Source organism: Metabacillus indicus, assembly GCF_046603695.1.
GTDB classification, from domain to species: domain Bacteria; phylum Bacillota; class Bacilli; order Bacillales; family Bacillaceae; genus Bacillus_P; species Bacillus_P indicus.
Map to the genome: position 1 here is coordinate 2,792,856 of NZ_CP176757.1, position 15,199 is coordinate 2,808,054.

Consider the following 15,199-nt stretch of genomic DNA (forward strand, 5'->3'; position numbering starts at 1 on the left):
CCTTTCCAAAACATGGGAAGATGAGAAGCAGTTTTATGCTTCTCATCTATTAGATTTTAAATTATTTTAAACCTTCGATTGTTTCAAGCTGCTCTTTGTACTTTTCTTCAGGAAGGCTTACGTATCCGACTTCTTCAGCAAGTGCGCCGGCGTTTTCCATGTAGAACTTCACGTATTCAGCAACTTGTGGCTTTTCTTTCATTGAAGCGTTGTTCACATAGATGTAAAGCGGACGTGAAAGCGGATTGTATTCGCCAGACTCAACTGATTCATTTGTCGGCTCAACTGCTTTGCCTTCTTCATTTACGATTGGAACAACTTTAAGTGTATCTTTGTTTTCAAGGTAGTAAGCATATCCGAAGAATGCCATTGCGTTTTTGTCTCCTTGCACACCTTTAACAAGAACGTTGTCATCTTCAGAAAGAGTAGCAGCTTTAGCAACAGGCTCTTCGTCAAGAATTACTTCATCGAAGTAGTCATACGTTCCTGAATCAGTTCCTGGAGAGAAAAGCTTGATTGGCTCGTTTGGCCAGTCAGGGTTGATATCAGACCATTTCTTTTCTTTACCGTCTTCAACCCAAATCTTTTTAAGGTCTTCAACCGTTAATTCTTTGATGAAATCATTTTCTTTATTTACTACTACAGAAAGTCCGTCAAAAGCGACTTGAAGTTCAGTATATTCAATTCCAGCGTCTTTAGCTGCTTGTGCTTCTTCATCTTTAATTGGACGTGACGCTTGAGAAATATCCGTTTCGCCTGCTACGAACTTCTCAAATCCGCCGCCAGTTCCTGATACGCCGATAGGAGCTTTAACATCTTGATTTTCCATTGCGAATTCTTCAGAAACTGCTTCACCGATAGGAGCAACAGTTGATGATCCGTCGATTCCAACTTCACCTTCTAATTGAGCTGCTTCTTCAGAAGTTTTGTCTTCAGAACCGTTTCCTTCTGTGCTTTCACCATTTCCGCATGCTGCTGCGAATGCAAGCAAAGACGAAATCATAATAGTCATGGCTAAAAATTTGAAGCTTTTCATATTTCTTAATTCCCCCTACAAAGTGGTGTTTTTGTCCTACAAGTAATACAATAACGCCTAAGTGTTAACATGGTTTTAATCAAATGTTAAGGTTTTGTAAATGCATATCCCTTTTTGTCGAATAGTGAAAGGGTGCCGGCTTAATGCTTGTTCCAGCAGACTCTTTTCAAACCCAACAAAAAAAGCACTCTCATTTGAGTGCTTTTATTGTCCTCTTTATCGCTTGCTTTTATTCAGCTTCTTCCAGCTCTCTTGCATTTTCAGGCTGGCCGACACCTTCTTCAATGCCTTCTTTGCTCTGTTCGCTTTTCAGTTCAAAATACTTATCCATAATTCTCCGTCCTATCAGGTTATTGATTGGATGAGAATTGCTGGCTTTATCATACGCCCATGGTACAACTACTGAAAAGGCGATTTCAGGGTTGTTGTGAGGCGCATACCCCACAAGAGTCAGATTATAAGTAGGCGAAAGGAACTGGTCTTTGTTCGGCCCGTCGTAAAATGCCTGGGCTGTCCCTGTTTTGCCTGCAGGGAGGTAATCCGCTCCCATGAAATAACCATAGGCAGTCCCTCTTTTTTCCTGCATGACCCTTCTGAATCCTTCCTGAACACGTTCAACATACTGGGGCTTCATTTCAACCTTATTTAACACTTCAGGATTAATGGATTCAATCACAGATCCAAGATTGTCTTTCGGAGACGGTTCTCTTATTTCCTTCACAAGCTGCGGCTTCATGCGGTAGCCGCCGTTTGCAATGACAGAAACATATTGCGCAAGCTGAAGCGGCGTATACGTGTCATATTGTCCGATTGATAAATCAAGCAGCAGGCCGGGCGTTACATCCCTTCCTTTAAAGCCTGTTGCTTCGTTAGGGAGGTCTATGCCCGTTTTGACGCCAAGACCAAACTGGCTGTAGTAGTTTCTCAGCACAGAAAAGGCTGATGTATCTAGGGGCAGTGATTTGTTTCGTCTATACTCGCCATCCGCCATAGCGATGGCAGTTTTAAACATATATACATTGGAAGACCGCTGAAGCGCTTCAAGATCATTGATGTTTCCCATTGTCTGATAGGACTTTTTAGGCGGGGAGCCTTTGATGTAAAGAGGTTCGTCCAGCTGTATGCTTCCGGGCTTAATCACACCTGATTGGAAACCTGAAAGAACAGTGGCCCCTTTTACAGCTGACCCCATTGTGTATGAACTTGTCATCGTCCCGAGAGCATAATCATCAATGACGGTTTTTCCATTTTCATCTTTTTTGATCTGTTTACCCGCCATAGAAAGCACTTCACCGTTTCTCGGGTCCATCATGACGACAAAGGCCCGGTCAAGGAGGGCCGTTCCGGATTTCTTTTTGGCCGCTTTCAATTCTTCTTCGATGATCTTTTCAACTTCCTGCTGAAGCTCTACATCGACTGTCATGATCAGGTCTTTGCCGCTCTTTCCTTCGGTGATGATTTCTGTATCAATGATGTTTCCCGACTTATCGGTAATATTGCGGGCTTTTGCTTTTTGCCCCTGCAGAATGTCTTCATATTGATACTCGAGATAACTTTTCCCCACTCTGTCATTCCGGCTGTACTCACGGGAAGTGAAATAGTCCAGTCTGTCCTGGGGCACTCCCTCTTCAGAAGAAGAGATGCTGCCTATAAGCGTTCGGAGTGTTTTATCAAACACATAGTTGCGCTCCCAGTCGGTTGTAATATCGATACCGGGCAGCTCATCAAGGTTTTCGCTTATAAAAGCAAATTCCTTTTCAGAAATGTTGTCTTTTTTAATAATCTGGGGCGTCAGGGCATAACCGCTGTCCATTTCCCGTTTGATCGCAAGAACTTTAAGCTCTTCCTGAGTAATTTCCTTCAGCTCATTTTCCGTTATTCTTTCAAGCTGCAGATCGTACAGGTCATCTTCGCTCATTACTCCGTCAAGCACCTTCTGACGGTCCGCTTTCGTGATTTTCTTTTCTGCTTTTTCAGGACGCGTCAAAATCCAGTAATCTTTTTTATCTCTTACCGTGATTTTCTTTAAGTCTTCTTCCAGAGCCTCCTGGTCCTCTTTTGAGTCCGTTGTGTCCTGGTCAAAAATCTTGGCAAGTTTGGCTGCTGTTTCAAGTCGTTCCTCTTGATCAGAAGAAGCCGATCTTGTATATGTAATCGCCTTGATCGGCTTGTTGTCTACAATTGTATTGTAGTTTCTGTCAAAGATTTTCCCCCGGGGGACAGACGTGCTTATTGTTACTTCTTCCGTCCTTTCAACTTCCTTGCGGTAATCTTCTCCATATACAATCTGGACAATGCCAAGCCTTAGTATCATTCCTGAAAATAACAAAAAGATAAGGAAAAACAGGATATTCAAGCGAAGCGGGACTGTCCGTTTCTTTTTCTTTGTCATGCTGCACCGCCTTATTGTCGAAATCAGGTTTTAAAAATGAAAATAGACACCATAACATGGTGTCTACCCTCTATTTTATGAAAAAAATCGACTTATTTCTATTATTTTCGACAGTTGTAACACGATTGTCATATGCCGTGTCAGCTGCTTTCTCCATCTACAAGGTTCGGCTCAGGCATTTTTTTCTGTCCGTTAACCTCTTTTTTATCGATGGGTTCATTTGTTTCAGGCAGTGAAACCTTCCTTATGAAAAAATAAATACAGCTGTGTCCTGCCCCTATGATAGCAAGCAGAAAAGGAATACTCTGTTTTTCATCAAACAGCGTGACAGAAAGAATAAACAGCAGGATTGACGTAATTCTCCCCAAGTTTAAAAACAGTTCTCTGACGACAATGTATTCGATCCTTGCTTCTCCTGCATTCCATGACCGCCCAATCACATCGTAAGTCAATGAAATGTAGGGAACGAGCAGAAGCGGATAGGCGACCGCAATAGAAATCGCATAGATGATGAGCTTTGTGTAGGTCAGATCAAAAAGAAGCAGGAAAATGGAAGCATAAAGCAGAATTCCCCCTGCCAGGATAAACTTCTTTCTCATTTTCTTCGTAATCATCCTTGTGGCCAGATAATAAAAAACAAAAGCAACCGCAGAGTTAATCAGCCCATATTTCCCCAGAGCAAGTTCGCTGCCGGTCGTGATAAAAACAAGGACTCCAATGACAAAAATAAACGTACCTTCCCTGAGCCCCTGAAAGAAATGAGCGTTCGTAATCATACGCCAGTTCATGTTCCGCTTTCTTTCTTTTAAAACATCCATAAGCAGAAAACGCCCGTTCGCATGCCTTCTTTTCAAGAAGAGACTTAGAATCACTGCACAAAAAAACAGGGCAAGCGACAGGGAAAAGATTGTTTTGTATCCCGTGTCTCCTGCAAGCCTTGAGATGACAAAACCGGCGACAATCGGGCCGATCATTCCAGCAGAGGAAGTCATGACCCCTAAAAATCCGTTAAAAAAGTCCCTTGTCTCAGGTTCTGTAATTTCAAATGTCAGTACATTAAAGGAAAGCCAGTAAAAACCTGAGCCTATCCCAAGAAGACCTCCAAGCAAAATCAAATTATCTGCTGCCCTGTCCCCAATTAAGAGAACGGACAGATAAAATACAGCCAGAAAGGCAACACCAAGACGAAACACAATCACCCGGTCAATTTTTTTCGCCCATCTCCCGGCAATAATAAATGTAATGGGCTGCATGATCACAATCGTCAGATTATAGATCCCTAAATCCAAAAAACTGCCGGACTGCTTCCACAAATACACATTAACAAAAGCATTCGAGAGGGCAATCCCTAAAGAATACATGCCCCCAATCGTCAGAAGCAGAAGCAAATCGCGGTTCACTTCCACATTACCAAAGACTTTCTGCAGCTTAGACATACCTAAAACTCCCCTTCATCAGCTACTAATTAGTCTGTGTAAAGGGGGGGGAGATATACAAAGAAAAGCGGAATCAGCCGTTTAGCTCCGATAGGCAGATAAGAAATCACCCGAAAAGTCCGCTTTTGACTTTTTGGGGGATTTTGTTCTGACAGAGGAGTTGGCTGATGGAGCTGGACACCACGAAAAGCGGAATCGCCCGGTTAGCTCCGAAGGGCAGAAAAGGATCCGACGGAAAAAGCCGGGTTTGCTTTTTACGGCGGAGCCGTTCTGACCGAGGAGTTGGGCGATGGAGCTGGACAACACGAAAAGCGGAATCAGCCGTTTAGCTCCGGGAGTCAGATAAGGAAACAGCGGTAAAGGCGCTTTTTGCCTTTGCCGATGGTTCCGTTCTGACAGAAGGGCTGGGAGGCGGAGCTGGACAATGAGAAAAGCGGAATCAGCCGTTTAGCTCCGGGAGCCAGAAAAGAAATCACCCGAAGCGGAATCAGCTGGTAGCTCCGTTTCCTACGCTATATTTCGCTCACACTCATTTTATACCGTACGATTCCAACTCTTTCTTAAGCTATCTTGCACCCGTACTCTTGTTATACCGTACGATTCCATCCCTTTCTTATGCTATCTTGCACCCGCTCTCTTGTTATACCGTACGATTCCATCCCTTTCTTACGCTATCTTGCACCCGTACTCTTATTATACCGTACGATTCCATCCCTTTCTTATGCTATCTTGCACCCGCACTCTTGTTATACCGTACGATTCCATCCCTTTCTTACGCTACCTTGCACCTGAACTCTTTTTATACCATACGATTCCATCCCTTTCTTACGCTATCTTGCACCTGAACTCTTTTTATACCGTACGATTCCATCTCTTTCTTATGCTATCTTGCACCCGCACTCTTTTTATACCGTACGATTCCAACTCTTTCTTACGCTATCTTTTGCCCGCATTCTTTTTTCCGTACGATTCCAACTCTTTCTTACGCTATCTTTTGCCCGCATTCTTTTTTCCGTAAGATGCCTGTTTTTATTTTCAGCTCAAAACCGATTCTGAATGGTGTATGCCTGCCTGACATACGTCTTCAGCTGTAGAAGGCAAATAAAAAAACAGGAAATCCAAGATTTCCTGTTTTTTCACGTCTATTATTTAGCTTCTTCGTAGCGTCTGTTTACTTCTTCCCAGTTTACAACGTTCCAGAAAGCTCCGATGTAGTCAGGACGGCGGTTTTGGTAGTTCAGGTAGTAAGCATGCTCCCAGACATCAAGACCAAGGATCGGCGTTTTGCCTTCCATTAAAGGAGAGTCCTGGTTTGGAGTGCTTGTTACTTCAAGCTCGCCATTGTTTACAACAAGCCATGCCCAGCCAGATCCAAAGCGTGTAGCGCCAGCTTTAGCGAATTCTTCTTTGAATGTTTCAAAGCTTCCGAATTTGCTGTTGATTTTGTCAGCAAGTTCTCCTGATGGAGCTCCGCCGCCGTTTGGTGAAAGGATTGTCCAGAACAGGCTGTGGTTCGCATGGCCGCCGCCGTTGTTGCGTACAGCTGTGCGCGCTGATTCAGGCACTGCGTCAAGATTTGAAACAAGTTCTTCAACACTTTTGCTGAGAAGATCGTCATGACCTTCTAGAGCAGCATTCACGTTCGTGATGTATGTGTTATGGTGTTTCGTGTGGTGAATATTCATTGTTTCCTTATCGATATGCGGTTCAAGTGCATCATATGCGTAAGGCAGTTGCGGTAGTTCGTAAGCCATTTAAATCTCCTCCTTGAATAGTATGTAGTTGCTAAGCCTAAGCTTGTCACATTAAGATTACCAAAATTGACCGATTGTTTCAATTTATATGCATGTTTTTTCGAATGTTCTTCACGTCAGAGAACGGTATACAGGAAATAACCGATCATAACGAGCTGAATGATTGTTTTGGCAAAAACCCCTGATATAAATCCAATAAGAGATCCAAGGCCGACTTTTACAGATTCATTAAAATCTTTTTTGTGAACGAGAAGTTCTGCAAGCACTGCACCGATAAACGGTCCAATGATGATTCCCGCTATAGGAATGATAAATGGACCGATCAAAAGTCCAATCGTGCTTCCCCAAATGGCAGCCTTGCTTCCTCCGACTCTTTTGACCCCCATTAAATTTGCCACATAGTCAGCGGCAAATAAGACAGCGACAAACACTCCCTCAATCAGCCAGAACTGATAGCCGAATTCCTCAAAGCCAAAGAAAGCGCCAAATAGAAGAAATCCGCCGACAATGAAGAGAACGCTTGGGATAATCGGATAAATCAGTCCTGCAAATCCAATCACAAACATAATGATAATCAGTGTCCAATATAAAGCTTCCAAATCGGAAAACACCACTCTTTCTTCGTTATTACTGAAAAAAAGCAAGAGCTTTAGCCCTTGCTTTCATTATAGCTTATTCAGTCTTTTTTAAACCATTATTTGCGGTAGCCAAGCACAGCTTCAGCGATGTTGACAGAATGGTCGCCGATTCGCTCAAGGTTGCTGATGATGTCGACAAACACAATGCCTGCCTGACCCGTGCAGCTTCCCTCATTTATGCGGAGAATATGCTTTTTGCGCAGTGTGCGTTCCATTTTGTCAATCTGTTCTTCTGATTTCATGACTTTTGCTGCAAGATCTGTATTTTTATCATCTAATGCAGTAATGGCATCTTTCAGCGTGCTGATTGTCAAAGTGAACATTTCATCTAAATCTTTCAGTGCGGATTCAGTGAGCTTTACTTTGTTTGTAAGCTGATAATCGACAAGCTCCACAATGTTTTCAAAGTGATCGCCGACGCGTTCGATGTCTCTTACCGTATCCATCAGAGTTGAATGTTCTTCAGACTCTGCTGCAGACATTTCTGCCCGTGAAATTAATACGAGATAGTCTGTGATTTTCCGGTCAAGATTATTGATGGCATCTTCGATCTGGTAAGCTGTATCGGCATGTTTACTCTGGTTTGTTTTCAGATATTGATTTGCCTCTTCAAGGCCAAGTGATGCAAACTGACCCATGCGAAGGATTTCCTCTTTCGCCTGGCCAAGCGCAATGGAAGAGGATTGCTCAATAAACAGCGGATCCAAATGTTTTGCTTTGTATTCTACCAGAGAATCTTCTCCAGGAATTAACTTTGTTACAATGTAAGCAAGCACCCCGATAAACGGAAGCTGAATTAACGTATTTGATAAGTTAAATGTTCCATGAGCAAAGGCAATCGTCATCTCGGGATTAAGTCCAAGGTTCGCCTTCAGCATGGCGACAAAGGCTGTGAACAGCGGCAGAATCAGCAGGAAAATGGCTGTCCCTATCAAGTTGAAGATAACATGCGTCAATGCCGCTCTTCTTGCAGCAACAGAAGCACCAATTGAAGCCAAAACGGCCGTAATCGTAGTACCAATGTTATCTCCGAAAAGAACCGGCAGGGAAGCTTTAATATCAATCAGGCCAAGTCCATGAAGCTCCTGCAGGATACCGATTGTCGCACTCGAGCTTTGGACGATGACAGTAAAGACAGTGCCAATCACGACGCCAAGCAGCGGATTGTCACTCATGCTGACAGTGAGTTCCTGAAAAGCCTGAAGCGAACGAAGCGGCTTCATGCCGTCGCCCATTAATTCAAGTCCAAAGAACAAAGCACCAAATCCGAAGACAATCTGGCCGAAGTTATGAATTTTTTTGTTTTTAAAGAAGAAAAGCAGTACAGCACCGGCAAACAGAATCGGCAGTGCATAGTCTGAAATTTTAATACCTATGATAAAGGCTGTGACAGTGGTTCCAATATTTGCACCCATAATGACACCAATTGCCTGGCGCAAATTCATAAACCCTGCGCTGACAAGTCCTACGACGAGTACAGTCGTACCGCTGCTTGACTGGATGAGTATTGTAACAAATATACCTGCCAGAACACCCATAACAGGATTTGTCGTAAACTTATCCAGTATGTCACGCAGTCTGTCACCTGCTGATTTTTGCAGTCCGTCGCCCATGAATTTAATTCCGAAGAGGAAAATCCCAAGGCCTCCGAGAAATTCAAAGATCATCTTCTGTAAATCGAGATCCAACTTCATTCAACCCCTAACATCTTTTTATCGACATGTTTCTACAACCTCCCCAATTATTAACGAATTGTGGATTGATTGTAAAGGTGTTTATCCCTTTTTCATAAAAAATTTACAATATCTTAACATTAGCAGTTTCTATTCGATTATTCCTTGTTTCTTGCGGTCTGCATGGTTAAAATGAAAACTGGATGATTATAGAAGGATGTGCGTATAATTGAACATTTTTAAACAGCTCGCAAAAAGTACTTATTCCCCCAAATCGATCTCCATGTTCAGATTTCAGGGAATCGGCAAAACCATTCTTTATGTCTTTATGCTGACAATACTTATCACCCTGCCAATGGGGATTTACATGTCCTCCGGCATATCAGCACTGCTGAAAGGCCTTGACTCAACACTTAGAGAGGACTTGCCGGAGTTTACAATAGAAGATGGAGCATTGGTTTCAGATGCGAAAGAGCCGATAGAGCTCACAAAAGATGATCTCTTTATCGTCTTCGATCCCACTGGTTCTTTTACAGTTCAGGAAATTGAAAGCAAAGAAAATGCGATCGGCCTCCTGAAAAATGAATTTGTCTATGCTTTTGCCGGACAGTCGCAAAGCTATGATTACTCTATGCTGAACACATTGTCTAAAGCGGATTTACTGACGTACTCGTCCCAGTTCGAAAGTGTTCTGCCAATTGTCATCGGAACTGTCCTGCTCGTCTTTTACCTTTTTACCGCTGCATCAAAATTTATCGAAATTACGTTTCTTGCGTTTGTGAGTATTCTCTTTAAGAATAGTCTGCAGAAAAAAGTGAATTTTAAACAGCTGTGGGTAATGGCTGCATATTCAATTACACTCGCATCTATTTTCTTCATGATTATGGAGTTCCTGCAAATTTCGGTCCCTAGCGGAATTTTCATCAACTGGTTTGTGAATCTGGTTGTCATGTATCTGGCACTTAAAGAAATTCCCGGTGCACGCAAGAAAACGCTCGACTGACTGACAAAATGAGCCCCAAAGCATCTTCAGCTTTGGGGCTCATTTTATATGTACAAGTGTTTTACACTTTGTATTCTTTGGCGGATTGCGCGAGGCTCTTTGAAAGTTCTGAAACCCTTAACCCGATTTCATGCGTTCTGCTTACCTGAGTCATTTGTTCTTCTGAAGAAAACAGCATCTGCTCTGCGCTCGCAAGCGTTTCCTGAGAAACAGATTCAAAGCTTGCCGAAGATTTTTCCATGACAGGCAGATAGTCATGCAGCTTATTCATTTGCCTCTTCATTCCAGACAGCCTGTCACTCACTGTTTTAATTTCAATTGAAAGTTCATCAAACAGAACACGTGATTCTGAAGCCGCATGAAGATGGGAGTGAATGGCTGAGAGCATTTCATCAAATTCTTTTGATGCATGAACGGCGATACCCTCCATGTTTGAGATGGAATTCCTGATTTTATGAGTGGCATTTGATGATTGTTCAGCGAGTTTTTTCACCTCATCTGCAACAACGGCAAACCCTTTTCCCGCCTCACCCGCTCTGGCTGCTTCAATGGCTGCATTGAGTGCAAGCAGTTTCGTCTGCTCAGCAATCGTATGAATAATGGCGGCAACATCCGCAATCGACATGGAATGCTCTTTCACGCTTCTGATCACAGCCGTCATTTTCTCTGTTTCGCGCTCAAATACATTCATCGTACGGATCATCTTTGATCCCTGCTCTTCTCCGCGTGCTGCTGAAGAGTTCATATCTGATGCACGGCTGAACAAAAATTCCATGTTGCGGAAAACTTCTTTTAATTCATCCTTCACCCTGCTGAACGCCTCTGCGCTTTCCGCTGAACCCGCGGCTGTCTGCTCTGCACCCAATTTCACAATTTTAATGGCCTCTACAAGCTGGCCATTTTGCATAACCCCTTCATCTGTCGCTTCCCTGAGCTGATCTCCTTTAGCCGACAGCTCATCTGCAGCATGATTGATATCACCAATAATGCTGCGCATATGATCCATCATGGAATTAAAGCTTTTCATGACTGAATTTATTTCAGGAACCTTCGTTTTCACATGGACATTCCTTGTTAAATTGCCGTCCCTCACATCTTTCATCGCTTTTCTGAGGACGGCAAGAGGATTCGTTAAGCTTCTGATCACAATAATCAGCACCGCTGCTGTAAGCAGGACACTGATTCCAATCATCCAAATGGTAAATGAAGCGAGGGTCTTAGAGGTTTCCATATAACTTTCTGTCTCTACCGCAATAAGGAATTGACCCTTGAGCTCCTGAACTTTCTTAAAAGACAATGTGTAGTCGGTCCCGCCTATCGTCTGGTGGATCACGCCATTTTTCTTTTCGGTGATTTCTTTTAGCTGATCCTCTTTAAATTGCAGCCTGCTGTTTGAACTCACAGAAAAAGGATTGGCCTTCCCTTCGGCTACAAGGAAAAAATCAGCCTTCAGCCCGTCCTGTATTAATGCGGAGGCCTGGTTGGAGAGGACCACTTTATTAAACCTTTCAAGGAATGAATCCTCTTCGCCTACGTAGGCAATCATAAGATTCCCTGCAATTTCGTTTGTCGTGTTAACCTCCCTTGCAAGCCTGTCCTCAATCAATGACATCGTTGCTTCTTTGGATTTTGAATAAGAAATAAAACCTACAGCACTTATAGATGCTGCCATAATGGTTAATACAAGGAACAGGAGCCTTGCCTGGAGGCTCACTTCTGATATTTTTACAGATCGTATCTTCATGTATATGTAAGATAAAGACCCATTCTTTTTGCTTACTTTCCCGATAAGTCCCTTCAATGCGCCTACACCCTTCCTCTTAACTCATGAAAATTATCCCAGATTAATGTTAAGAGAGTGTAAACCCCTCATTAATTTATGGAGAATTTTGTCGTATTTATAGGTATTAAGAAGGTTTCTCCACCACTTCATCTTTCTTAGAAAGGAATAAAGAAAGGCATGTCATATTTTTAGTGGACAAGCCATATAAATAATCATCGTGACGGATTGGGAGATGATACATATGAAGCGGCTGATGGTCTTTCTTTTAACACTCTTTCTTCTCTATATTATGTACTATGACATCAGTACAGGAACGATTGCCTTTTCGCCCCCTGCCAAGGATAATGAACCTGCAGCGGCAGTTCAGACGTCGCCCTCTCCTTATACAGTAAAAGAAATTAAGCAGGGTGAAACCGTCTTAACCATCGTTGAACAGCTCCACAGCGGACTGCCCGTTTCCATAGAACAAGTCAGGAAAGACTTTGAAAAGCTGAATCCAAATGAAAAAGCAGATGCGATCCAAGTAGGAAAAGCATATAAATTTCCACTTTATGAAAAAGAAGTTGCTTCTTAATTCTTGTCAATATCGCGCACTCACTGTTACAATATTGTGAGGGAAAGCACAATTTCCCCGCATTGAATGATGATCAAATAGGTACTATGAAACCATAGGACCATGATTATGAATTAAGGAGCGATTTACACGTGAGTGAAATCATACATCGTACCAAAACCCGTCCTGTTAAAGTCGGCAATCTGACCATTGGCGGAAATAATGAACTAGTCATTCAGAGTATGACAACAACGAAAACACACGATGTGGAAGCTACGGTCGCTGAAATCCTGCGTTTAGAAGAAGCAGGATGCCAAGTAGTGCGTGTTGCCTGCCCGGATGAGCGTGCAGCCGATGCTATTGCTGAAATAAAAAAACGCATCAACATTCCGCTTGTTGTAGATATTCATTTCGATTATAAACTGGCTCTAAAAGCTATTGAGGGCGGTGCAGATAAGATCCGCATCAATCCGGGAAACATCGGCCGCAGAGAAAAAGTCGAGGCTGTTGTAAAAGCAGCGAAAGAAAAAGGAATCCCGATACGCATCGGGGTTAATGCAGGTTCTCTTGAGAAACGCATCATTGAGAAATACGGCTATCCGACAGCAGACGGAATGGTCGAGAGTGCCCTGCACCATATTAAAATTCTTGAAGATCTGGATTTCCACGATATTATTGTGTCCATGAAAGCATCTGATGTCAATCTTGCCATCGAGGCTTACGAGAAAGCCGCAAAGGCTTTTGACTATCCCCTTCATCTTGGAATTACGGAATCAGGAACGCTGTTTGCCGGTACAGTTAAAAGCGCTGCCGGACTTGGTGCTATTTTAAACAAAGGAATTGGAAACACGCTTCGCATTTCCCTTAGCGCAGATCCGGTTGAGGAAGTGAAGGTTGCACGCGAGCTTCTTAAATCTTTCGGCCTTGCATCAAACGCCGCGACATTAATTTCATGCCCGACATGCGGACGCATTGAAATTGACCTGATCAGTATCGCAAATGAAGTGGAAGAATATATTTCAACCATCAAAGCCCCAATCAAAGTTGCCGTTCTGGGCTGTGCCGTAAACGGACCTGGAGAAGCACGTGAAGCTGATATCGGCATTGCTGGAGCACGCGGTGAAGGACTTCTTTTCCGCAAAGGACAAATTGTCCGCAAAGTGCCTGAGGAGACAATGGTTGAGGAACTGAAAAAAGAAATCGACAAAATTGCCGAAGAGCATTATGCAAAGCAGGAAGCTGAAAAAGCTTCCGCTGAAATGTAAAACAAGCCTGGCCAAATGGCCGGGCTTGTTTTTATTTATCCTACTTTTAAAAGAACGGCAGGATAAAAATTCCGAGGATGAGTGATACGATACCGATGCCGATTGCCCATCCGCCAAGAGCTTCTGCCCCTCTGCGGCGTGCAACAAAGCCTACAATGATGCCCGCTGCCCCGAGGATGACAGGGAAAACGAACAATGAGATGACTGACAGAACAATGGCCAAATACCCCATTCTTCGTCCGTCCGTTCTGACTCCTTCTTCTTCGTCGCGGCGGTCGTAGTCTGCCTCTCTTCTCAGAGTGGCCGGAGCTGCAAGTTCGGCAGCCGTTTCTTCTCTATAGTCATCGCGGAAATCTCTGCTGTAGCCAACTTCATCATCACGGAGGTCATATTCCTTGATGTTACCGTGATAATCATAATGTTTCTCATCTGCCATGCGTGATCCCTCCATTCATATTGTAAGGAACATTTATAGTATGAGTTGATCGGCACGTCAGTATAACTGTTAAAGTTTACTGTGATTGTAATGGCTGATTATGATACACTAAAGAGTATAGTTCATCATTAATCAGTTATGAGATAAACCTTTATGGGAATGTTTGACAGCAAGGGAGAGAAGACATGATGCTGCGTTTAGGAATTGATATAGATGGCACAGTTACATCACCTGAAACCTTTGTGCCGTATTTGCAAAAATCATTTAATGAATCCATTACTTTTGAAGATATGAAGGAGTACGATCTGACGAAGCTTTTAAAGATCTCAGAAGCTGAATTCTGGAAATGGATGGATGAAAAGGAACCGCTCATTTACAAAGAAGCACCAATAGCACTGGATGCGAAACTCGTTCTTGATGAATGGAAGAATAAACATAAGCTTCTTTTCATCAGTGCAAGAAGAAGCCACTTGGAAGAAGTGACGTATGAGTGGTTTAATCGAAACGGTCTTACGTACCATCAAATCGACTTAATCGGCACACACGATAAGCTCCAAGCAGTGAAGAAAAATAAAATTGATGTCTTTTTTGAGGACAAGCATGACAACGCATGCACCATCAGTGAGGTATTTAATATTCCTGTCATTTTATTTAATACCCCATATAATCAGGAACCTGTTCCAAAAAACGTCATCAGGGCAGATAATTGGCTTGAGGCAAGAGACTGGGTCAATTCTTATGCAGAAAACCGTTACTCCTTAACAAAATAAAAAAACGCCTGCGAAAAACAAGCCGCAGGCGTTTTTTTATGTGGTTACTTCATGGCATTCAGGGCACGTTCCGTAAATTTCGAACTTGTGGCCGCTGATTTCATATCCGGATAAGTTTTCCTTCAAATTCCCCATAGGACAAGAAGAAATTTCTTTAGTCTTTCCGCACGTCAGACAAATAAAGTGGTGATGATGGTGTTTCGTTGAGCATGAAAAGCGGAAATGCTTTTCGCCTGAGAGTTCTGTCGTTTCAAGAATGCCCATTTCCGCAAAAAGTGAAAGGTTGCGGTAAATCGTATCAAAACTCAGACCCGGATATTCCGGCTTCATTTCTTCAAGCACATCCCTCGCAGTCAAGTATTTGTTGGACTGCGAAAAAAGTTCAAGCATCTCTTCCCTCTTGCTCGTATATTTATATCCTTTTTCCTTCATTAAAAGAAGAGCTTCCTGTACATTCATT

Annotated in this window: 13 protein-coding genes; 4 read left to right on the plus strand and 9 right to left on the minus strand. The window is 43.0% G+C overall.

The annotated features are described in order from the left end of the window. Positions 1-61: 61 nt before the first annotated feature. From ACK1LH_RS14395 to ACK1LH_RS14420, 6 genes are all read right to left on the minus strand, one after another. Positions 62-1,036, minus strand: coding sequence for a PstS family phosphate ABC transporter substrate-binding protein (locus ACK1LH_RS14395; RefSeq protein ID WP_029279657.1), 975 nt, complete (start codon positions 1,034-1,036; stop codon positions 62-64). A 229-nt stretch (positions 1,037-1,265) separates the two neighbouring features. Then, positions 1,266-3,428 (minus strand): peptidoglycan D,D-transpeptidase FtsI family protein, encoded by a 2,163-nt coding sequence (locus ACK1LH_RS14400; RefSeq protein WP_029279655.1) that lies wholly within the window; start codon positions 3,426-3,428, stop codon positions 1,266-1,268. 140 nt (positions 3,429-3,568) lie between these two features. Beyond that, positions 3,569-4,864 (minus strand): MFS transporter, encoded by a 1,296-nt coding sequence (locus tag ACK1LH_RS14405; protein WP_035207168.1) that lies wholly within the window; start codon positions 4,862-4,864, stop codon positions 3,569-3,571. A gap of 1,145 nt (positions 4,865-6,009) precedes the next feature. After that, a complete protein-coding gene (gene sodA, locus ACK1LH_RS14410; protein ID WP_029279652.1) occupies positions 6,010-6,618 on the minus strand; it encodes a superoxide dismutase SodA in 609 nt (202 codons plus the stop codon). Positions 6,619-6,734: 116 nt separating this feature from the next. Next, positions 6,735-7,217, minus strand: coding sequence for a DUF456 domain-containing protein (locus ACK1LH_RS14415; RefSeq protein WP_029279650.1), 483 nt, complete (start codon positions 7,215-7,217; stop codon positions 6,735-6,737). 95 nt (positions 7,218-7,312) lie between these two features. Then, a complete protein-coding gene (locus tag ACK1LH_RS14420) occupies positions 7,313-8,944 on the minus strand; it encodes a Na/Pi cotransporter family protein (RefSeq protein WP_029279648.1) in 1,632 nt (543 codons plus the stop codon). A gap of 214 nt (positions 8,945-9,158) precedes the next feature. Here ACK1LH_RS14420 and ACK1LH_RS14425 point away from each other — a divergent pair, with 214 nt between their 5' ends. Continuing rightward, positions 9,159-9,932 (plus strand): DUF1189 domain-containing protein, encoded by a 774-nt coding sequence (locus ACK1LH_RS14425; RefSeq protein ID WP_035207172.1) that lies wholly within the window; start codon positions 9,159-9,161, stop codon positions 9,930-9,932. Between the two features lie 61 nt (positions 9,933-9,993). Here ACK1LH_RS14425 and ACK1LH_RS14430 read toward each other — a convergent pair whose 3' ends face one another. After that, positions 9,994-11,733, minus strand: coding sequence for a methyl-accepting chemotaxis protein (locus tag ACK1LH_RS14430; RefSeq protein WP_411333464.1), 1,740 nt, complete (start codon positions 11,731-11,733; stop codon positions 9,994-9,996). A gap of 223 nt (positions 11,734-11,956) precedes the next feature. Here ACK1LH_RS14430 and ACK1LH_RS14435 point away from each other — a divergent pair, with 223 nt between their 5' ends. Next, the gene (locus ACK1LH_RS14435) at positions 11,957-12,289 is read left to right on the plus strand and encodes a hypothetical protein (RefSeq protein ID WP_029279641.1); all 333 of its coding nucleotides are present in this window, start codon (positions 11,957-11,959) and stop codon (positions 12,287-12,289) included. A gap of 140 nt (positions 12,290-12,429) precedes the next feature. Further along, positions 12,430-13,533: a flavodoxin-dependent (E)-4-hydroxy-3-methylbut-2-enyl-diphosphate synthase gene (gene ispG / locus ACK1LH_RS14440; RefSeq protein ID WP_174434980.1), complete on the plus strand. Its 1,104-nt coding sequence runs from the start codon at positions 12,430-12,432 to the stop codon at positions 13,531-13,533. A 46-nt stretch (positions 13,534-13,579) separates the two neighbouring features. Here ispG and ACK1LH_RS14445 read toward each other — a convergent pair whose 3' ends face one another. Then, entirely contained in the window at positions 13,580-13,969 is a 390-nt protein-coding gene (locus tag ACK1LH_RS14445) for a DUF308 domain-containing protein (protein ID WP_029279637.1), read from the minus strand. Between the two features lie 188 nt (positions 13,970-14,157). On the opposite strand from ACK1LH_RS14445, the gene ACK1LH_RS14450 reads away from it, so the two are divergent. Continuing rightward, the gene (locus ACK1LH_RS14450) at positions 14,158-14,739 is read left to right on the plus strand and encodes a hypothetical protein (RefSeq protein ID WP_411335105.1); all 582 of its coding nucleotides are present in this window, start codon (positions 14,158-14,160) and stop codon (positions 14,737-14,739) included. 36 nt (positions 14,740-14,775) lie between these two features. Here ACK1LH_RS14450 and ACK1LH_RS14455 read toward each other — a convergent pair whose 3' ends face one another. After that, a complete protein-coding gene (locus ACK1LH_RS14455; protein ID WP_035207174.1) occupies positions 14,776-15,198 on the minus strand; it encodes a Fur family transcriptional regulator in 423 nt (140 codons plus the stop codon). Position 15,199 lies beyond the last annotated feature (1 nt).